This is a genomic window from Alteromonas sp. AMM-1 (assembly GCF_047290655.1).
GTDB classification, from domain to species: Bacteria; Pseudomonadota; Gammaproteobacteria; order Enterobacterales; family Alteromonadaceae; genus Alteromonas; species Alteromonas mangrovi.
The window spans coordinates 1-18,598 of the sequence record NZ_JBLBUE010000062.1 but is presented as its reverse complement, the minus strand read 5'-3'; the positions used below and the strand labels follow the sequence as shown (position 1 = coordinate 18,598).

Sequence of the window (18,598 nt, the reverse complement as noted above, 5' to 3'; positions counted from 1 at the left end):
GTGGTGGACGAGTACGGCGGTGTATCCGGCCTGGTAACCATTGAAGATATCCTGGAACTGATCGTGGGCGAAATCGAGGATGAGTACGATACCGAAGAGGACGAGAGCGACGATATTCGTCCACTCAATAAGTACACCTACTCGGTAAAAGCACTCACGCCGGTGGAAGAATTCAATCGGTTCTTCGAAACCAAGTTCAGTGAAGAAGAAGCCGATACCATTGGAGGCATTGTGCTGAAAGCCTTTGGCCATATGCCAGCAACCAATGATGAAATTACCATTGGCAATATTCTGTTCAAGATAACCACTTCCGATAAGCGCCGATTGGTGCAGCTTAAAGTAACCCTGCCCGATCTGGAGTAACGCATTGCGCAAGTGGCTGCCTTATCTGCTGGCCTTACTGGCCGGCAGCTCGCTTACTCTGGCTTATGCCCCCTTTGATATCTGGCTGCTAACCCCGGTTGCCTTGTGTTTAGCCTTGTATCAACTCAATAAGCAATCTGTTTCAGGTTTTAAGCTTGGCTGGATATTTGGACTGGGCTGGTTTGGTGCAGGCATAAGCTGGGTTCACGTTAGCATTGCCGACTTTGGCGGCATGCCACTCGCCGCCTCAATACTGATGATGTTAGTGTTGTGCGGCTATCTGGCGCTCTACCCGGCTCTTGCCTTTTACGTGTTAAAACGCTATTTCAGTATATCCTGGTGGCCGTTTGCGCTGCCGTTGTTCTGGACATCCAGCGAATGGTTGCGCAGTTGGATGCTATCGGGCTTTCCGTGGCTTTCCATTGGTTATAGCCAGCTAAACGGATGGCTGAATGGCTGGTTTGCCGTATTGGGTGACACCGGTGTGTCAGCCATTGTGGCCGGCCTTTCTGCATCAGTGGTAGCCAGCCTGTACACCCGACGTTATCTGGTCAGTGCCTTTGCAATAGACATTATGGTGGCTGGCAGCGCAGGGTTAAATCAGATTCACTGGACCACACCGGTTAAAGACGTGTCCATTGGTATGGTGCAAGGCAATATTGCGCAGTCGTTGCGTTGGGTACCGGAACAAGACCAGCCAACAATGACCCGCTACGAAACACTGACTGATCTATTATGGGACAACGACATTATTGTATGGCCGGAAGCTGCCGTACCTAAACTCGAATTGCTGGCGCTGGAGTACCTGCAACAAATGGACTCGCGTGCAGCCCAGCACAATACAGCCATTATCAGCGGTGTGGTAAATTACAATTTTGAAAGCGAAGAAGCCTGGAACAATTTAATTGTGATGGGTAAAAAGCAGCCACAAGACGAAAGCGGCCATTATTACTATTTTCACGGTAATCGTTACGCCAAACACCACCTGCTGCCAGTAGGTGAATTTGTGCCTTTTGAAGACCTGCTGCGCCCGCTTGCGCCTTTATTTGACTTACCCATGTCGTCGTTTAGCCGGGGGGATTTCCAGCAAACCAATCTGATTGCAAACGGCTACCACCTGGCGCCGGCCATTTGCTTTGAGATTGCCTTTCCACGTCAGGTTGCGGCAAATTTGTATGAAGATACCGACTTTATCATTACCGTGAGCAATGATGCCTGGTTTGGCGCGTCTCACGGCCCGGATCAACATCTACAAATTGCCCAGGTCCGCGCCCGTGAATTGGGTTTACCGGTTATTCGCACCACCAATAATGGCATTAGTGCGCTTATCGACCACCAAGGTCAGGTAGTTGCACGTTTACCTCAGTTTGAGGCCGCAACGCTGTCAGCTAAATTGTCTACGGTTACGGGGCAAACCCTCTATCGCCAATGGGGTGACAGTCTGGTGTGGCTATTGACACTGGGTTTATACCTCTTTGCCGTTAGTCAACGAGCGACTCCTCGAAAAATTTAATCGACTGGCCGATAGCTTACTTCCCTTCCCGCGTGGTATTGCGTTTAATAAGATTTTTAATCACTAACTGATTATGGATCTTATAATGAAAAAACTGGCTGCTGCGGCACTTTTGGCCGCCACATCAAGTTTCGCCTTTGCACAAACCCTGGTACTCAAAGCGGATCGCCTGCTCGACGTTGAAAACGGCAAATTAATTAACAATGCAGCCGTGGTAATTGAAAACGACACCATCATTGCGGCGGGTGAAGCGCGCAAGATAACCTATGCCAGTGATAGTCGCATCATTGAATTGGGCGATTATACCCTGTTGCCAGGCCTAATGGACATGCACGTACACCTTACCAGCGATGCGACTAAGCATGGCTATAAGGGCTTGGCTGACTCGCTGCCCCGGGTTACCCTGACCGGTGTTAAGCACGCACAGGCCACCCTGATGGCCGGTTTTACTACGGTAAGGAATGTGGGTGCACCTGGCTTCGCTGATGTGGCCTTGCGCGATGCCATTAACGATGGCGACATTGCCGGCCCCCGCATGTTTGTTGCAGGCCCCTCTTTAGGGGTAACAGGCGGTCACTGCGACGATAATCTGCTGCCCTACGAGTACCACACTGTAAGTGAAGGTGTAGCCGATGGCCCGTGGGCTGTGCGCGAAAAAGTGCGTCGCAATATTAAATACGGTGCTACTGTGATCAAATTCTGCGGTACCGGTGGTGTGCTATCGAAAGGTACCAAGGTAGGCGTTCAGCAATATACTTTTGAAGAAATGCAGGCACTGGTAGACGAAGCGCATATGCGTGGTTTAACCGTGGCGACACACGCACATGGTACAGACGGCATCAAAACGGCCATCAAAGCAGGTGTGGATTCGGTTGAGCACGTGAGTTTACTGGATGACGAGGCCATTAAGCTGGCACTAAAGCACGGCACCTATTTCTCGATGGATATTTACGTTACCGAATACATTCTGTCGGAAGGAGCACAAGCAGGTATTCTGGAAGAAAGCCTCGCTAAAGAACGCATTGTTGGTCAACGCCAGCGCGATAACTTTACCAAAGCTGTTAAAGCGGGCGTCAAAATGGTGTTTGGCTCGGATGCTGGTGTATATCCCCACGGCGACAACGGCAAACAATTCGCGCGTATGGTGAAGTTTGGCATGACCCCCATGCAAGCCATTCAGGCCTCCACCATTAATGCCGCCACACTTTTAAAGCAGCAGGATACGCTGGGCAGTGTTTCTGAAGGTAAGAAGGCCGATATTGTGGGTGTGAAAGGCAACCCGCTTGATGATATCTCACTGCTGGAAAACGTGGGTCTTGTGGTAAAAGACGGTCAGATTGTGAAGTCACTGGCGATGTAATGCCCTTTTTAGTTCAGCGGGGAAACGCCGGATTTCCCTGCTGTCTGAATAAAATTTAAAAAAAATTTCAATTTTCTCACTTGAATTCAACCTGCGCATTCCCACATTAAGTATTGCCGGGGCTTAATAAAAGACCGGTGAATCTGCCGCCGCAACGCGGGGCAACTTATTGAAAACCATATTGCTTAATTTTGAGGATATGACTATGCGTACTATCGATCTATCTCCACTTTACCGTTCATTTATTGGCTTTGACCGTTTGGCATCAATGATTGATGCGGCATCACAAAACGGCAGCCAAACCACCTATCCCCCTTACAACATTGAATTGTTGGGCGAGGATAAATACCGAATTACCATGGCAATTGCGGGTTTTAGCAAAGACGATGTCACCATTGAAGTACTGGACAATTCGTTAACCATTAGCGGCAAAAAGCCAGAAGAGGCCCAGGACGACACCAAGCGTGAGTTCTTGCACAAGGGTATTTCTGAACGCAGCTTTGAGCGCAAGTTCCACCTAGGCGATCACGTAAACGTGGCCGCAGCAGAACTTGAACATGGCTTGCTGAATATCGACCTGGTAAGAGAAATTCCGGAAGAGAAAAAGCCGCGGCAGATAGAAATCGGCCGAACCTTGCTGGAAAACAAACAGTAATTAAGCATTCCATGATTAACGGCGCACTTTGTGCGCCGTTTTTCATATTACCACTTTACCTAATCTGGCATCGCCGCCATGGTAACAACGGGCAACTGCTTTCGTCGTGACTGCCCCAATACAACACCAGACATAATGAGCCCACAAGCCGCAAGTTGACTGCTCGTCAGGCTTTCATCCAACAACCAGTAAGCGAATATAATGGTATAAACCGGTATCAGGTTACTGAAGATAGTCGCTTTGCTAAGGTCCATTCTGGCGATAGCGATATTGTAGAGTAAGTAAGCGCCCAAGGTTACAAACACACCAAGGAACACGATTGCAGCCAGCGCCGGCCCAAAGGTAAAGTCAGGTGTATCCTGCATCAGCGCCAAAGGCAGAAAGAAAATGGTGCCTGAGAAAGCCTGAAGGGACGTCAGGGTAACGGGAGAATATCGCTCTGATAACTTTTTTAGACAAACGCAATAAACAGCAGAACATGCCATAGCTGCGAATTCCAGTGCATTGCCGAGTATCGGATTGCTGGCATGCTCATTTTCCTCTGCAGCCAGACTCAACCATACCAAACCAATAAAAGCGGTAAGGAAGCCCAATAAGGCGACACCGGTGATCCTTTCCTTTAAAAAAATAAACGCCAGCCCAGCAGCTAACGGAGGCAACACCGCTGTGACCATTCCAGCCTGTGCGGCCGAGGTGTGCTGCAATGCCATGGCTTCAAAAATAAAATATAAACAGGGCTCTGCCAACGACATTAACAAGAGCAACTTCCAGTCTCCTGCCCGGTACTGAAATTTTTTCAGGCCTTTGTACATGAATAAAAAGCACACACTGGCTACTGCCATTCTGAGAAATATCACCCACATGGGTGAATAGTCTGTAAATGCGATTTTGAGTGCTATAAACGAACTTCCCCACAGCATAGTGGCAATCAGAAGTAATAGAGGCGGTAACATATAAAAAAGCCAGCAGTAAAAAATACACCGCCATGCTATACCAATTACATTTTATTGCATCAAACTTCGAGTGGTTCGGTTATAGCTGAAGTGAGTGGGTGAAATATTGGGCTGGTGCACAATCGGTGCGAACGCAGGCAATGGGCTAATAATGATAGCGACACGAAATAACCGTTATTACTGAATCGTCCACGGCATATACCAACCTATTAGTATCATCTATTCTGCGGGACCAGAATCCCGACAGATTTTCTTTAAGGGGTTCGGGTTTTCCGATCCCATCAAAAGGTGAGCGCTGAACATCGGCAATTAGCCTGTTAATCCGTTTCAGGGTCTTCTTGTCTTGCGTCTGCCAATAGACATAACTATTCCAGGCTTCATCAGTCCATGATAACAACCTGTTACTCATCAATAAGTTCTCGCTGAGTCGTTTTACCGGCTTTAAACTGCGCAATTGAACGATTTAAGTGTTCAGCGTTCGCTGGCGAGCGAAGCAAATGCACCGTTTCCATCAGGCTATTGTAATACTCCAATGACATTACAACAGCATCTTCAGAGTCACGACGAGTGATGATGGTGGTATCTGCATCATTAATCACATTATCTAAAACGGTTTTTAGACTATTGCGGGCTTCGGTAAAAGAGACGATTCTCATATCTGCACCTCACTTGTACATTATATAGTACAAGTTTAGCGAAGGCCTGAGCACATGTACAGGATGTTGAGCATAACTTTCACGAGCGGCACACCCTTAATGATAGAGAATCTACAGCAACAAAAGCGCTTATCTGCGATTTTGGGGAAAGCTGTATGACTTTGTGCGATTAAGGGTCGGCGGGAAAAAGTTGTTTAAGTGCACCGGAAAATGTCATTCCAGTACTTTTATTTCAATCTTAACCGTAATTACATGGAAATCTTCTCTTATTCCTCAGATAGTTAGGATACACTGGTTGCACTATTGTATTTACGTCTTCGCAGGAATGCTCGTGGAACAGCACTCGGTATCAGAAAACCGCTTTTATCGTCTTAAACTACTTATTCAACGTCTTGGCCCGGGTATTCTGATGGCTACCGCAGCCATTGGCGGCAGTCATTTAGTTGCATCAACTCAGGCGGGAGCGCAATTCGGCTGGCAACTCGCCTTGCTAATACTGGCGGTTAACGTGTTTAAGTATCCGTTTTTTCGAGCGGGAGTAAGTTACACCATCGCCACACAACAAACATTGCAAACGGGCTATGCACACATGGGCAAACCGTATCTGCTTACCAGTTTTGCGTTAAATGCTTTGGTGTCGTTTGTGAATGCGGCGGCATTGCTGTTGTTTTCTGCCAGTTTGTTTAGTTTATTTTTACCGTTTAGCCTGCCATTACCGGTGATCGCAGGTGGCCTGCTAGCCGCCATGTTACTGGTGCTGATAGCCGGGCATTACCATTTGCTCAACCAGGTTGCTAAATTCATTATGGTTGCACTGCTAATTGCAACCGTAAGCGCCACGCTAATTGCCTGGCAACAAGGACCGGTTGCGCCGGCAGGCTTTGAATCGCCTTCCCCCTGGACTCTGGCTGCCATTGGCTTTTTAGTCGTCACCATGGGCTGGATGCCTGCGCCTATTGAAATTTCGGGGATCACTTCCCTATGGTTAAAACAACAATGCCAGGAACAACAGGTAACAGCTTCGTCAGCGCTATTTGACTTCAACCTTGGCTATTTTGTTACCCTTTTGCTGGCACTGGTATTTTTGGCTCTGGGCGCACTGGTGTTGCATGGCAGTGGCGAGCAACTTGCCACTGGCGGCATTGGCTTTTCGCAACAACTGGTTAATTTATATGCATCCACCATTGGTGAGTGGTCTCGTTACCTTATTGCTGTGGTTGCATTTTTATGTATTTTTGGCTCAGCCATTACCGTTTACGACGGTTATTCACGCGCATTGGCCGAATGCCATAGTTTGCTGAAGGGAAAGTCAGACATCCCGGAAAACATCTATGTGGGCTGGTTGATCTGGGTATCGGTGATGAGTTTCGCTATTGTGTTATTTTTCCAGTCTGCATTACTCACCATGCTGGGCTTTGCCATGACACTGGCTTTTGTTACCACGCCCATGTTCGCATGGCTTAACTACAGGCTGGTTCAGCGGGCAAACTTGCCTCCTGAACTCAGTGGCGGAAAAATCCTGTTGTGGTTAAGCCGGGCTGGACTCGTTTACTTATTTGGCTTCTTAGCCGTTTTTATTATTTGGAAATGGATACTGTGACGCTATGACAATCTTACGCTGGCTAGTTACATTCTCTTCGCTGCTTGTCACAACCTTGTCGCAAGCAGGTGATTTCAGGCACGTCGCCATTCCTGCCTCGTCACCCACTCAAGCCCCGGTGATGATTCAGGGCCCCATGCCAATTGAAGCTGAATATTTTGCCAGTTTGCTGGAAAACGTACGCACGGAAAAATCCGGGCACGCCACGTTTTATCTGGGTACGTTAAACGGTTATCCCATTGTTGTAGCACAAACCGGCAAAGGACTGGAAAACACCGCAGCTGCGACGGCAATTGGTATAGAGCGCTACAGACCGCGTGCCATTATTAATCAGGGAACGTCTGGTGGTCACGATCCCAGCCTGAAAGTGGGCGATATTGTTATTGGTAAACGCGCGGTGAACGCCAGTAACTTCAAAACGCCATTTCGAGCCAAAGGTGAAGGCTCTGCGCCATTAACCTGGTTACCGATGGATTTACTGGCATCTTCCGGCAGTGCGGGGGAAGGCGATTCTGCCAAAGATGCCGAGCGTATTCGTTACTACCTGGGCTCACCCGAATTAATCGCCGCCGCACACGCGGTAAAACAACACTATATGCGCGGCAAGGTAGTTGAAGGTACCATCGCCAGCGGTAACTTCTGGAACAATGAATTGGATCGCATAGCCTGGTTACATGACCAGTTTGGTACCAGTACCGAGGAAATGGAAACCGCCGCTGCGGCACAAATTGCAGATGCCTACGGCGTGCCTTTTGTGGGTATTAGGGTGCTCTCCAACAATCTGACCAACGGCGGGCATTATGACCCCTCTACCGCCAAGGATTGTCAGGCATTTGTGAAAGCCATGTTGCTGTATTACTTGGCAGCTGAAAAATAATGTAAATAAATTCACCCCATCCTGCCGCCTCAGTCGTTATGCATATGAAGAGGCGGTACAGTGACAATGTTCAGTTAACCATTACATGCACCGCTTCGCCCCAATAATAAGGAGCTTCGCATGCAAACCAATATCGCAACACCCAACGCGTTACCCTCCACTTCGCTGGTTTTCCCTGGCAGCCTGAAAACGATGACCAATATTGCCTTAGCAGGCGCGCTAACGTTCAGTTTGTTTGTAATGATGGCCAAACTCATTGAACAACAAGCTGATTTACCCGCGCCAACAGAAAACCCGGTACTTACAAATATTGTGTTTGATATGGAAGAATCCAAAATCCAGGTACGCCCCAAGATAAAGCCCATGCCAGAGCCGGTAAAAGCGCCAGAATCCAAGCCTACTATACCGCCTCAAGAGCCCGGCCCAACCAATACGGATTTCACTATCGATCCGGTTACGGTAAATACCGAAGTCACAATAAATACCACCATGGGCAACGGTAATCAGGATATGATGGCCCGCCCCATTGTGCGAGTTGACCCCAGCTATCCGCCTGATGCCGCGCGCGATGGCATTGAAGGCTGGGTAAAGCTGGCGTTCGATTTATCCCCACAGGGCACGGTGGAGAACATCAGCATCCTGGATGCCGAACCTAAACGCATATTCGACCGCGAAGCGCGCCGAGCACTGGCTAAATGGAAATACCAGCCTCGGGTTGAAAAAGGTGTTCCCTTAGCGCAAACTGGTTTACAGGTCATGCTGACATTCGCGTTAGAGCAATAAGGACAGTGCCAATGGGAATAGCCAGATTAGGATTTCTGACAACAATTAAGAACCGGCTCACCGCAGCCGGACAGGAGGCAGCGCCGGCTTTGGCGTTGTCTGCCTCAGCCACCAGTAACCCGGATGCGCTGGTGCGGCAATATCAAACCACGGGCGACAACCGGGCATTGGAAGCCTTGTACGATGAACATGCAAACCGCCTTTACTATTACCTGCTGGTAATGAGCGATCCGAACGCCGCTGCCGACATTACCCAGAAAGTGTGGTTAAAGCTCATTGAATCACCTCAACTGTATCAGGCGCAGGGGCAATTTCAGGCCTGGTTATTCACCATTGGTCATCGTATGCTGATTGATGAGATCCGCCGCAACAAGCGCTGGACCTACGACGATGATATTGACACCCTGCCCGATAATCATCAGGAAACGTCCCCCTGCGATGACTTTCATCAGGCTTTGAAACTATTGCCCTTTACCCAGCGCGAAGCCTTCTCGCTGCAACAGGAAGATTTCAGTCTGCAGGATATCGCCACCATATGTAACGTGCCGGTGGAAACCGTTAAAACCCGCCTGCGCTACGCCCGCGATAACCTGCGTAAACTGTGGAAACCAACAGCATGAACGACAACGATTTTAAACACGCTTACGAACGCAGTAAGCAGCAATATCCGGCACCGGGACGCATTAAGAGGCAGGTACTCAATCAAGCCAGGCAACCGTTCTCCTGGCGTATTTATCTGCCCGGAAAAGAGTGGATGGCGTTGGCTGGTGCGCTGTGCTGCCTGGTAGTCATTTATGCAATGAACAGCGTTGTCAGACAAGCCCCTATAGCAGTAACGGATGGGCTGGAGGTGGCCGTTGCCTATCACGGCTACGAAAATGAACTGCCTGAGGCCAGTAAGTACCAGCAAAAACTCATGGTATACAATCAAAAATACACCGACAACCTTGCTACCCTGAAAGCCTTTCACTCCAAGCACGCCATGCTGGCCAAACACGAAGGAAACTGGCTTTTTACCGACTGTAATAATCAAAAAATCACCGTATCGCCCCAACTCATGCAGGATCTGATGCAAACAAAACACGCCGATGCTGAATTGATGGCTGGTAATTTTGTTGAGCTGGTGTTTGATGATCAGGGACGCTTAATTCAAATTACCCAAAGCAGGAAAAACTTATGCTAAGCATAGCATTGTTACCCAGGACAAAGCCCCTGGCGGTGGGTTATCTGGCGGTGTTGCTGAGCATAAACGCAACAGCCACTACCTGGGTTGAGAGTGAAGTCGACGATCCGATATTGGCGGGTGAAACCTGCCACGTTAGCGAACCCGCCAGTTACGGTAGCTACATTTATCACTGGTCCAGTAAATATGATCAGGTATTTTGGCCATATACCGATCCCCATGGAATATGGGTTTGTGAGGCATCAGGCTTTGTGGGTTTAATTGGTGACTTTGCACTCACCGAGCAGGAAAAAACCTCAATAGCCTCCTATTTAACGTCACGGCGTTCAGCGCCCGGCACCCTTGAAGAAACGCTGACTGCACTTGAAAGCGTGTACGCGCTGCGAGATCTGGACATTCACGGTAAAAATCACCTAAAACGCCTGCTCGCCCGCTGGTATCAGGAACTGGGCAATACCGACAAAGCGACACAGTATCGCCAGGCAGCACTGGAAGAAATTCGCGATATGTTGGCAGGCGCTGAATCAGGTGCCATTAACGAATACCAGCACCTGCAATATCTGTATTTGGCGGCAGCCTACAGTCACACTCTTGATCAGCCAGCACAAAGCCAGGCGTATCATATCGCTTTTGAGCAGTTAGTCAGTGGAATTAAACAACCGGATAACCTGGATTTTGCCGATTATCTAAGCGAGATACTGCAAGATATAAGCAAGATGCCCCGCAATGGCGAACTTTTATTGCCGTCACAGGACTAACCAGTAACGTAATCATCAGGATAAATGAAATACAAGGAATGTAATGATTAAGCCAACATTGACATTAACGCCATCGAGAATTGGCATCATTGCTGGTGCAATGTATGGCCTACTATTCCGGGTAATATGGGAACTGGAATCACTTAGTCATCTCAATGGCCTGGTTACTCTATCTTTCTTGTTTCTGGTGCCCTTTGCTGTGGGTTATCTGCGTCTTTATTGTGAATTAAAACAAGGGAGCAGTGTGTCTTCTTCCAGTGCCATTCGACTAGCCTGGCAACCGGTTTTAGTGTGTTTGTTGGTAACTGTAGTAACACTTCTCGAAGGCAGTATTTGCGTAGTACTTGCCTCACCGGCTTTTTTCTTTTGCGCCAGTATGGGCGGTTTAGCCGCGCGTTGGATTCACTTACACCGTAAAAACGCGCCGCACAAACCGCTGTTATCGGTAATGTTATTACCCATTGTGTGCACACCGGTTGAGTTAACTGCATTTTCATCTTCCTATCAATATACCGTTACCGACAGCATTTTGATTGCGGCCACACCAGAACAGGTTTGGCGAGAAATTGGTAATGTGGATGTAATAAGCAAGCAAGAATTGCCGTGGTCATTTGGGCAGCTAATCGGTATTCCACGTCCTTTACGAGCGTCAATGACAGGGTTAGCCCGCGATGCGGTAAGGACCAGTGAATGGGAAAAAGGCGTTGTGTTTGAGGAAGTGATCACCGTTTGGGAGCCAGCAAAACAAATGGCGTATCAGTTTAAGATCGATCCTGAACGCATACCCGACCACGCGTTAGACAAGCACGTAAAACTGGGTGGCGAGATATTCTCACCACTTTATGGCGCCTACACGCTCGAACCCACACCGGAAGGCTATACCCGCTTAACCCTAAGTACCACACTGGAAGACAATACCAACCTGGGCTGGTATTCAAGGGTGTGGGGAAAGGTAATTTTCCACGATTTTCACGTAATGTTACTCGGGCTAATGAAACAGCGAGCTGAACAACGCTAAGCGAAATCGTGGCTAACCAACGTTTGCGTTTAACATCACAAGCGCGTGTTGCGAACCGCCAAAACACAACCAAAACACACTGATTACATCAATTAAACAAAATAAACAATTAATTTACAAATTGTTGTTTTATAAAAGATTTCCCCCTCAAAATACGCTCAGTTATTTATCGCAAAATTTTGATTGTTTGCAGTAAAAAACACTGAGTTCCCGCAATTCGGCGCGGTAAATATCCGACTCGCCGCGACTTTACACCATGATAGCTTTTAACTATCACCGAGTAAGATATTAAACTATATATTTATCACACACTATGATTGTCAGATTGTTTTATTTTCTCTTCTCATTTCGGAGCGCTTCTTATGGATCACGTAATTTCTGGCGTCGCTAAATTCCAGCGAGATATCTTTCCCGAGCAACAGGACACATTTAAGAAACTGGCCAATGGTCAAAGTCCGGAAGTATTGTTTATCACCTGTTCTGATTCCCGCATTGATCCCAATCTGGTAACGCAAACCGCACCAGGCGATTTATTTATTTGCCGCAATGCAGGCAATATTGTACCACCGCATAGCAACCAAACCGGCGGCATGACCGCATCCATTGAGTTTGCCGTTGCAGCGCTGGGGGTTAAGCACGTGGTAATTTGCGGGCACACAGACTGTGGTGCCATGAAAGGCGCAATCTCACCAGAAAAGCTCGACAGCCTTCCTCATGTGAAAGCATGGCTGGGACATTGCCGCTGTGCCACAGAAGTCATTAGAGAGAAACATGGCGAAGTGACGTTAAATCAGCTTGATGACGTTACACAGGAAAACGTGCTGCAACAGTTGCAACATATTAAAACCCACCCTGCGGTAGCAGCCAAATTAGCCACTGGCGCTATTCAACTGCACGGTTGGGTGTACAACATTGAGCACGGCACAATTGCTTGCTGGAACCCGCAAACCAATGCCTTCGAAGAAATGGAACAAGCGTATGCCGAAGCCAAACTGGCGGCAGGAATGTAAGGATTAAATAATGAAAACGGAACTCTCATTTAAACACATCAAGCAGGATTTACCTGCCAGTATTGTGGTGTTTTTCGTTGCCCTTCCCTTGTGTTTAGGTATAGCGCTGGCATCAGGTGCACCACTTTTCTCCGGTATCATTGCCGGCATTGTAGGTGGTATTGTGGTTGGCATGGCAAGTGGCTCGCGTCTGGGTGTAAGCGGACCGGCTGCTGGTCTGGCGGTTATTGTATTTGACGCGATCACCACCCTGGGAAGCTGGGAACTCTTTTTGTGCGCCGTAGTGCTTGCGGGTATTTTCCAAATCGCCCTTGGGTACCTACGCGCCGGATTTGTTGCATACTTTTTCCCCACCTCTGTCATCACGGGTATGTTAACGGGCATAGGTTTGTTGATTATCCTTAAGCAACTTCCCTATTTACTGGGCTGGCATGCAGACTTTCTGGGTGAGCAGGCGTTTCAACAAACCAACGGCGAAAATACCTTTTCTGCCATCACCCATGCGATCTCCCAAATTTCGTTACCTGCATTGTTGATATCGGCATTTTCCCTTTTGTTGCTTGTTGTATGGGATAAATACCTCACACCACGTCACAAGGTATTTCAGCTTATTCAGGGGCCCATCGTTGTTGTGCTGTTGGGTATCCTATTCAGCGTTATATTGAGTCAGGCAAGCTCTCCACTTAGTGCTGACCAATTAGTGTCGCTGCCGGTAATTAATAGTTTTGCCGATCTTACCAACGAAATGGCGTTCCCGGCATTTACACAGATGTTCTCGCTTGATGTACTCACTATTGCTGCAGTCATGGCTGTAGTGGCCAGTATTGAAACGCTGCTCAGCGTAGAAGCAACGGACAAACTGGACCCACAAAGAAATACCACGCCAGCAAACCGTGAACTAAAAGCTCAGGGCTTGGGGAATATTGTGTCCGGATTATTGGGTGGCTTACCGGTAACACAGGTCATTGTGCGAAGTTCAGCCAATATTGCGTTTGGCGCCAGAACGAAACTCAGTGCCATTATGCATGGTTTCTTCCTGCTCATTGCTGTTGCAGCTATTGGCGGCTTGCTTAATATGATCCCGCTGGCTTCTTTGGCGGCGGTACTCATCATTGTGGGTTACAAACTGGCCAAACCGGCTACGTTTAAAGTAATGTACCGCGCCGGCTGGGAGCAATTTCTACCGTTTATGGCAACCATCATCGTAATGCTGGTAACGGATCTGTTATCAGGGGTTATTGCAGGCTTGGCCGTGAGTGTGTTTTTTACCTTAAAGCACAGTTACAAAAACTCCTTCCACTTCCGCGATACGGTAGAAAACCAACACGATATGGAAACCCACCACATTGTGCTCGCTGAAGAAGTGTCGTTTTTCAACAAGCCCAGTATTTTAAAGAAACTGAATTCACTGCCAGATAATTCAAAAGTTATTCTGGATTTTACTAACTCAAAATCCGTGGCGTTTGATGTAGTTGAACTGGTGAAAGACTTCAGTGCCAAGGCCCATCACCGCAACATTTTGGTAGAAACGGTCGCGCTAAAATACTAAGCTTTTCACTCTGCCGGAGCAGGCCCCTGCTCCGACTTCTTCCCAATAGCCCAGCCCTGTTGAAAATTATCAAATTAGCGCTATGTTTAATCCAGAGCATCTAAAACGGAGTGTGATGTGAAAGGTACCGGCGATTTTGAAATTTGGACAACGGGTAACATACTGAACGCCAGTGTTAGCGGTGTGTGGAACGAGGCAATTGCGAAACGCTATCAAACTGCGTTTGTAAAACACGCTTCTGCATTATCGTCCTCTCCCTGGGCACATATTGTTTATCTGGATAGCTGGGTATTGGGCACACCTGAAATAGAACCCATCATTCACGAACTGGCGCTTTGGTGTAACCTGAACAATCTGAAATTAGCCGCCCACGTTTATAGCCCGAACATGCTCAAAGAGTATCAGTTAAACCGCATGCTGGCTCCGGGCAGTATTCGCTTTATGCTGCATCACTTTAACGACGTAGATACCGCCATCATGTGGCTGCAACACGAAGGATTTAATGCACAGTATCCAAAACAGGTAATCGCAAAACGGTTTGCCTGACAAAAACATCTCGTCATACTGTTTAATTTCTGTTCATTGCCCCAATAAAATAGACATAGGGTGGTATTCGCCACCCGCCGTTTTTTCAATTCGGACAAGGAACGCCCTATGCAACTCGCTCAACTTAATGTAGCCAAAGCCCGTTATCCGCTAGACGATCCCAGAATTAAAGATTTTGTTGATAACCTGGACCGCGTAAACGCCATTGCAGAAGCGAGCGAAGGGTTTATCTGGCGGCTCAAGGACGATGCAGGTAACGCAACCAACATCAAAGCCTTCGACGACCCGGATGTAATACTGAATATGTCGGTATGGTCTTGCCCGCAAACATTAAAGAACTTTCTGTTTAAAACCATCCACCGGGATTTTTTACGCAGAAAAAGTGAATGGTTTTTTGCCCCTCAAACCAACATGTATGTACTATGGTGGATTGAGGATGGTCATATTCCTACTATTGATGAAGCGCTCGAACGACTCACCCTGCTCCAGGAGCAAGGGGAATCGCCTGAGGCCTTTTCATTTAAATCAAATTATCCGGCACCCTCACCCAGCACCTGATTCGGCAACAGGGGGAATGGCAAAACGGATTTACCGTTCAGTAAGTCACCACGGCTTCCGGATCGGTGTTGATGGTACTACCATCCTGCATGGTAAGTTTAAACATGTACCAGTATTGCGTCCCTTCAACCAGATTTTGGGTATCCAGAAAACTGCCGGTTTCGGCAGCACCCGGGTTTATGCGGGTACGGCCACTCAATTGCGCACTGGTGTTGCGGTAAATCTGCACACTGCGGATGGGTTGTGCAAAGCCAGCCAATGACCAGTTAAGCTGAATACCGCCCTCTGCCTTTTGACTGGTCAGGTTGGTTTGCGGCTGTGCGCTTATCTGCGAATAGGTAATGGCCGCTTCGGGATCCGTATTAACAGTACTACCATCCTGCATCGTGAGCTTAAACATATACCAGTAAGTAGTACCCGGCTCTAAACTTTGCGAATCAATTATAGAACCTGCTACAGGCGCACTTGAGCTGATCCGCGTCCGGCCACTTAATTGCTCGCTGGTATTGCGATACACCTGTACGCCTTGTATTGGCTGGGGGAAATCCTCTAACGACCAGCTGATTTGTATGCCCCCCTGAACTTCTTCGCTGATTAAGTGCGTTTTGGGTACTAAAAAGCGCTCTGCAAACACAGGCCCCTCTTCCACCCGCTCGCCACTGGTGGTAATGAACGCCAACCAGTAATAGTAACGCTCACCGCCTACACTGGTTGTGTCTGTCCAAGTGGTATCTGCTGGTGATAGTGTGGCCACAGTAAGTCTTGGTAATGAAGCAGGATCGGCTGACGGATCAGTCAGTGCTGCACGGATAATTTCAATCCCAGCAATATCAATTTCACGGGTAAACCACGACAAGCTTACCGGTGCATCGCTGCTAACCGGAAATACTTTCACAACCGGCAGCAGACTGCTGCTTAGCGATGCATACGTTGGTGGTAATGAAACGGTATTGAACTGTCTTACCAGATCCAGTTCTGCCCAATACAGATATGTCACATCAGGTTGCACATCGGTGTCGGTATAGCGCGATTCACCTTTGCTGAGGGTTGCAATTAGTTGCTTATTGTCAGGATCATCCGACGTACTGCGATACAGTCTGGTATGGCGAACTTTATCACCGTGCTGATAAACATTTACCGTAATTTGCTGCTCAAATCCATTTGCAGAAGCGGCATAGAAAGGCGCAAGTTCTGCGGCAGAAACCTGATAATCCGGCGCATCCTGCATATCATTGCCCAGATAAAAAGCAGGATGCGGAGGCTGATTGTAGCCCACATTTTGCCACGCAATAGCCACGCGGTATTGGGTTTCCTGCATCAGGGTTGGGAAGCGATGTTGAGTGGTATGGGTAGTTGAGAATATCCGCAACTCACTGCTGTCTGCGGTGGCCCACATCACCTCTTCACGCCAGTCACCAAATATGTCCGCTGACAGCGCGGGGGTAGCCTTGGTACCGTTGTTCGACACGACACCGTACTCTGCGCCTTCCAGTAAGGTTGTAGTACCCATCACCTCAGGTAACCACTTAGAGATAGTGGTTTTATCGAGTAATTCACGGCTTAAATCACCATCCCACCAGGTGGCAAAATTCACTGGCGCAGGCCGGTTACTGCTGATAACGGTACCATCAGCCGCAACCAGACCTCCCCGTGTAGCCCAATTCTCATTACCGGGATAATTCGGATCGATATCGGCACTCACGCCGCGGCCAACGTCGGCCTGATTGCTGGGCCGATACCACAGAATGTCACCTGTTGCAGCATCGTGTAACTCAACGCCGTATTCCACACCATTTTTGGTATAGGCTGAGGGCGTTTCGTGCACCATATAAATTTCCATGCCCGGACGATTGGGATCAATATCAGTCATATGCTGGGCGTCACCATGGCCCAAACCAGTGGAATAAAGCAGGTGTCCATCATCGTCGATCGTTGCGGCGCCATACACGATTTCATCCCTGCCGTCGTCATCTACATCGCCTACCGTAATGCTATGGGCGCCTTGGCCGTATGCCTGCGTATCTGCACCGCCATTATTGGTATCAAATACCCAACGACTTTGTAATTTGCCTTCAGACCAGTCGTACGCAGCCACCACAACCCGGGTGTAATAACCGCGAGCCATAAATAAACTTGGCTTTTCACCATCTAAATAAGCAACCCCGGCCAGGAAGCGGTCAACCCGGTTACCATAGCCATCGCCCCAACTGCTCACATCGCCTCTGGGCGGCTCATAATTGATCGTGTCCAGTGCCTTGCCGGTAAGACCATCAAACATTGTCAGGAATTCCGGCCCCGACAAGACGTAGCCAGCATCATTGCGGTGATCAGCCCCCGCATTACCAATCACCTGTCCTTCGCCGTCTACCGAACCATCTGCCGTTTTCATGGCCAGTTCGGCCCGGCCATCGCCGTCAAAATCGTAAGCAATAAACTGCGTATAATGCGCACCCGAGCGGATATTCGGCCCCAGGTTTATTCGCCACAACTGTTCGCCTTGCTGAGTATAAGCGTCGATCAGCGTTGGGCCGGTAAACCCGGCTTGCGAATTATCCTTTGCATTATCGGGATACCATTTGATCAGAATTTCATATTCACCATCACCGTCGAGGTCGGCCACTGAAGCATCGTTTGCCGAATAGCTGTAGCCCTGCCCCCGGATCCAGTCGTCTTCAGGCTTTACCAGTGGTATCGACAAATAGGGGTTTTGCCATGGCAAAACCTCCTCAGACACTGCCGCCCCGCGCACTTCTGGTTGAAAGCGACCATGCTGGCGACTGTAAAATGCCTTTACCTGGTAACGGTCCGTTGCCTCTCCCTGCTCATCAGTGAAGAAAGTGGCTTCAGTAAGTTTAGCTGAATTAATTTTTTGTCCGTTGCGGTATACATCAAACGAGACAGTATCAGGATCATCTGCCAACAAGCGCCAGCTGAGATGATTGCCATTGTCAGTTGGGATCACTACCAATCCCCGGTCTAAACGCTCTACCTGAGCGCCCTGTGACGACGCAGATAGCTGACTGTTTACCTGCCTGTCAGCCAGTTGTGCTGCACAACACGCGCTCAGTAGCATCGGCAAGCCTGCCAGCGCAATTCGCAGTGGAGTGAACGACTTATTCCTGTTTACCATTATTTTGTGCCCTACCTGTTTACCTTGTTACCTGAATTACCCAAGCAACCCATTTAGTTAATAAAATGTAAATTAGCCAAACAAAT

19 protein-coding genes are annotated in these 18,598 nt (G+C 48.5%); 15 read left to right on the top strand and 4 right to left on the bottom strand.

What is annotated here, in order from left to right:
* The 4 genes from ACLR2L_RS11385 to ACLR2L_RS11370 form a co-directional block, all read left to right on the top strand.
* A partial coding sequence (locus ACLR2L_RS11385) for a transporter associated domain-containing protein (protein WP_413368337.1) occupies positions 1-363 on the top strand: 363 nt, incomplete at its 5' end.
* A 4-nt stretch (positions 364-367) separates the two neighbouring features.
* Positions 368-1,876 carry an apolipoprotein N-acyltransferase gene (gene lnt / locus ACLR2L_RS11380; protein WP_413368335.1) on the top strand — a complete coding sequence of 503 codons (1,509 nt, stop codon included), beginning with the start codon at positions 368-370 and terminating at the stop codon, positions 1,874-1,876.
* A gap of 85 nt (positions 1,877-1,961) precedes the next feature.
* Complete coding sequence (locus ACLR2L_RS11375) at positions 1,962-3,236, top strand: amidohydrolase family protein (protein ID WP_413368333.1); 1,275 nt, start codon at positions 1,962-1,964, stop codon at positions 3,234-3,236.
* Between the two features lie 205 nt (positions 3,237-3,441).
* Positions 3,442-3,891: an Hsp20 family protein gene (locus ACLR2L_RS11370; RefSeq protein ID WP_413368331.1), complete on the top strand. Its 450-nt coding sequence runs from the start codon at positions 3,442-3,444 to the stop codon at positions 3,889-3,891.
* 59 nt (positions 3,892-3,950) lie between these two features.
* Here the strand turns inward: ACLR2L_RS11370 and ACLR2L_RS11365 are convergent, their stop codons facing one another.
* From ACLR2L_RS11365 to ACLR2L_RS11355, 3 genes are all read right to left on the bottom strand, one after another.
* The gene (locus tag ACLR2L_RS11365; RefSeq protein WP_413368329.1) at positions 3,951-4,844 is read right to left on the bottom strand and encodes a DMT family transporter; all 894 of its coding nucleotides are present in this window, start codon (positions 4,842-4,844) and stop codon (positions 3,951-3,953) included.
* 145 nt (positions 4,845-4,989) lie between these two features.
* Entirely contained in the window at positions 4,990-5,253 is a 264-nt protein-coding gene (locus ACLR2L_RS11360) for a Txe/YoeB family addiction module toxin (protein WP_413368327.1), read from the bottom strand.
* Positions 5,246-5,500, bottom strand: coding sequence for a type II toxin-antitoxin system Phd/YefM family antitoxin (locus ACLR2L_RS11355; RefSeq protein WP_413368325.1), 255 nt, complete (start codon positions 5,498-5,500; stop codon positions 5,246-5,248). The genes ACLR2L_RS11360 and ACLR2L_RS11355 overlap by 8 nt, the downstream gene beginning before the upstream one ends.
* Positions 5,501-5,909: 409 nt before the next feature.
* On the opposite strand from ACLR2L_RS11355, the gene ACLR2L_RS11350 reads away from it, so the two are divergent.
* The 11 genes from ACLR2L_RS11350 (at position 5,910) to ACLR2L_RS11300 (ending at position 15,382) form a co-directional block, all read left to right on the top strand.
* Positions 5,910-7,100 (top strand): NRAMP family divalent metal transporter, encoded by a 1,191-nt coding sequence (locus tag ACLR2L_RS11350; protein ID WP_413368339.1) that lies wholly within the window; start codon positions 5,910-5,912, stop codon positions 7,098-7,100.
* A 4-nt stretch (positions 7,101-7,104) separates the two neighbouring features.
* Positions 7,105-7,977 carry a 5'-methylthioadenosine/S-adenosylhomocysteine nucleosidase gene (locus ACLR2L_RS11345; protein WP_413368323.1) on the top strand — a complete coding sequence of 291 codons (873 nt, stop codon included), beginning with the start codon at positions 7,105-7,107 and terminating at the stop codon, positions 7,975-7,977.
* Positions 7,978-8,097: 120 nt separating this feature from the next.
* The gene (locus ACLR2L_RS11340; RefSeq protein ID WP_413368321.1) at positions 8,098-8,760 is read left to right on the top strand and encodes a TonB family protein; all 663 of its coding nucleotides are present in this window, start codon (positions 8,098-8,100) and stop codon (positions 8,758-8,760) included.
* Between the two features lie 11 nt (positions 8,761-8,771).
* A complete protein-coding gene (locus tag ACLR2L_RS11335) occupies positions 8,772-9,380 on the top strand; it encodes a sigma-70 family RNA polymerase sigma factor (protein WP_140956473.1) in 609 nt (202 codons plus the stop codon).
* Positions 9,377-9,943 carry a hypothetical protein gene (locus ACLR2L_RS11330; RefSeq protein ID WP_413368318.1) on the top strand — a complete coding sequence of 189 codons (567 nt, stop codon included), beginning with the start codon at positions 9,377-9,379 and terminating at the stop codon, positions 9,941-9,943. The genes ACLR2L_RS11335 and ACLR2L_RS11330 overlap by 4 nt, the downstream gene beginning before the upstream one ends.
* Positions 9,937-10,701 carry a hypothetical protein gene (locus tag ACLR2L_RS11325; RefSeq protein WP_413368316.1) on the top strand — a complete coding sequence of 255 codons (765 nt, stop codon included), beginning with the start codon at positions 9,937-9,939 and terminating at the stop codon, positions 10,699-10,701. Before ACLR2L_RS11330 ends, ACLR2L_RS11325 begins: the two co-directional genes overlap by 7 nt.
* Positions 10,702-10,744: 43 nt before the next feature.
* Entirely contained in the window at positions 10,745-11,719 is a 975-nt protein-coding gene (locus tag ACLR2L_RS11320; protein ID WP_413368314.1) for a hypothetical protein, read from the top strand.
* Positions 11,720-12,081: 362 nt separating this feature from the next.
* A complete protein-coding gene (locus ACLR2L_RS11315) occupies positions 12,082-12,729 on the top strand; it encodes a carbonic anhydrase (protein ID WP_413368312.1) in 648 nt (215 codons plus the stop codon).
* A gap of 10 nt (positions 12,730-12,739) precedes the next feature.
* A complete protein-coding gene (locus ACLR2L_RS11310; RefSeq protein WP_413368310.1) occupies positions 12,740-14,278 on the top strand; it encodes a SulP family inorganic anion transporter in 1,539 nt (512 codons plus the stop codon).
* A gap of 117 nt (positions 14,279-14,395) precedes the next feature.
* Positions 14,396-14,824: a hypothetical protein gene (locus ACLR2L_RS11305; RefSeq protein WP_413368308.1), complete on the top strand. Its 429-nt coding sequence runs from the start codon at positions 14,396-14,398 to the stop codon at positions 14,822-14,824.
* Between the two features lie 108 nt (positions 14,825-14,932).
* Entirely contained in the window at positions 14,933-15,382 is a 450-nt protein-coding gene (locus ACLR2L_RS11300) for a DUF3291 domain-containing protein (protein WP_413368306.1), read from the top strand.
* Positions 15,383-15,419: 37 nt separating this feature from the next.
* On the opposite strand, the gene ACLR2L_RS11295 is transcribed toward ACLR2L_RS11300, so the two are convergent.
* Positions 15,420-18,512 (bottom strand): hypothetical protein, encoded by a 3,093-nt coding sequence (locus ACLR2L_RS11295; protein ID WP_413368304.1) that lies wholly within the window; start codon positions 18,510-18,512, stop codon positions 15,420-15,422.
* Positions 18,513-18,598: the final 86 nt, after the last annotated feature.

Excerpts from the sequence above, each read along its gene's own strand:
- ACLR2L_RS11335 (WP_140956473.1), top strand. The coding sequence starts at position 8,772 with ATGGGAATAGCCAGATTAGGATTTCTGACAACAATTAAGAACCGGCTC.
- ACLR2L_RS11345 (WP_413368323.1), top strand. The coding sequence starts at position 7,105 with ATGACAATCTTACGCTGGCTAGTTACATTCTCTTCGCTGCTTGTCACA.
- ACLR2L_RS11350 (WP_413368339.1), top strand. The coding sequence starts at position 5,910 with ATGGCTACCGCAGCCATTGGCGGCAGTCATTTAGTTGCATCAACTCAG.
- ACLR2L_RS11360 (WP_413368327.1), bottom strand. The coding sequence starts at position 5,253 with ATGAGTAACAGGTTGTTATCATGGACTGATGAAGCCTGGAATAGTTAT.
- ACLR2L_RS11295 (WP_413368304.1), bottom strand. The coding sequence starts at position 18,512 with ATGGTAAACAGGAATAAGTCGTTCACTCCACTGCGAATTGCGCTGGCA.
- ACLR2L_RS11355 (WP_413368325.1), bottom strand. The coding sequence starts at position 5,500 with ATGAGAATCGTCTCTTTTACCGAAGCCCGCAATAGTCTAAAAACCGTT.
- ACLR2L_RS11310 (WP_413368310.1), top strand. The coding sequence starts at position 12,740 with ATGAAAACGGAACTCTCATTTAAACACATCAAGCAGGATTTACCTGCC.
- ACLR2L_RS11370 (WP_413368331.1), top strand. The coding sequence starts at position 3,442 with ATGCGTACTATCGATCTATCTCCACTTTACCGTTCATTTATTGGCTTT.
- ACLR2L_RS11300 (WP_413368306.1), top strand. The coding sequence starts at position 14,933 with ATGCAACTCGCTCAACTTAATGTAGCCAAAGCCCGTTATCCGCTAGAC.
- ACLR2L_RS11365 (WP_413368329.1), bottom strand. The coding sequence starts at position 4,844 with ATGTTACCGCCTCTATTACTTCTGATTGCCACTATGCTGTGGGGAAGT.
- ACLR2L_RS11315 (WP_413368312.1), top strand. The coding sequence starts at position 12,082 with ATGGATCACGTAATTTCTGGCGTCGCTAAATTCCAGCGAGATATCTTT.
- ACLR2L_RS11375 (WP_413368333.1), top strand. The coding sequence starts at position 1,962 with ATGAAAAAACTGGCTGCTGCGGCACTTTTGGCCGCCACATCAAGTTTC.
- ACLR2L_RS11330 (WP_413368318.1), top strand. The coding sequence starts at position 9,377 with ATGAACGACAACGATTTTAAACACGCTTACGAACGCAGTAAGCAGCAA.
- ACLR2L_RS11320 (WP_413368314.1), top strand. The coding sequence starts at position 10,745 with ATGATTAAGCCAACATTGACATTAACGCCATCGAGAATTGGCATCATT.
- ACLR2L_RS11340 (WP_413368321.1), top strand. The coding sequence starts at position 8,098 with ATGCAAACCAATATCGCAACACCCAACGCGTTACCCTCCACTTCGCTG.
- ACLR2L_RS11325 (WP_413368316.1), top strand. The coding sequence starts at position 9,937 with ATGCTAAGCATAGCATTGTTACCCAGGACAAAGCCCCTGGCGGTGGGT.